Annotated in this window: 1 protein-coding gene; it reads left to right on the top strand. The window is 31.2% G+C overall.

What is annotated here, in order from left to right:
• Window positions 1–87: 87 nt before the first annotated feature.
• On the top strand, window positions 88–510 hold a 423-nt coding region (locus ABEB28_RS42855), incomplete at its 3' end, for a transposase (protein WP_204362964.1).

The raw sequence follows: 510 nt of genomic DNA, 5'->3' as shown, positions 1-510 counted from the left end.
GCTCAAAAATATGTTAAATTATCAGCTTTTATGACTCGATATATGGTAAAATAATAGTAAGAAAAGTAGTAAAAAGGGGTTCTAATTATGATTAATAAAATTGATTTCAAAGCTAAGAATCTAACATCAAATGCAGGTCTTTTTCTGCTCCTTGAGAATGCAAAAAGCAATGGGATTTTTGATTTTATTGAAAATGACCTCGTATTTGATAATGACTCAACAAATAAAATCAAGATGAATCATATAAAGACCATGCTCTGCGGTCACTTCATTGGCATTGATAAGTTAGAACGTCTAAAGCTACTTCAAAATGATCCCCTCGTCAACGAGTTTGATATTTCCGTAAAAGAACCTGAAACAGTGTCACGGTTTCTAGGAAACTTCAACTTCAAGACAACCCAAATGTTTAGAGACATTAATTTTAAAGTCTTTAAAAAACTGCTCACTAAAAGTAAATTGACATCCATTACGATTGATATTGATAGTAGTGTAATTAACGTAGAAGGTCAT

The sequence above is a fragment of the Cryptosporangium minutisporangium genome, from assembly GCF_039536245.1.
Taxonomy (GTDB): Bacteria; Actinomycetota; Actinomycetes; order Mycobacteriales; family Cryptosporangiaceae; genus Cryptosporangium; species Cryptosporangium minutisporangium.
This window is presented reverse-complemented; position numbering and strand designations above follow the sequence as displayed.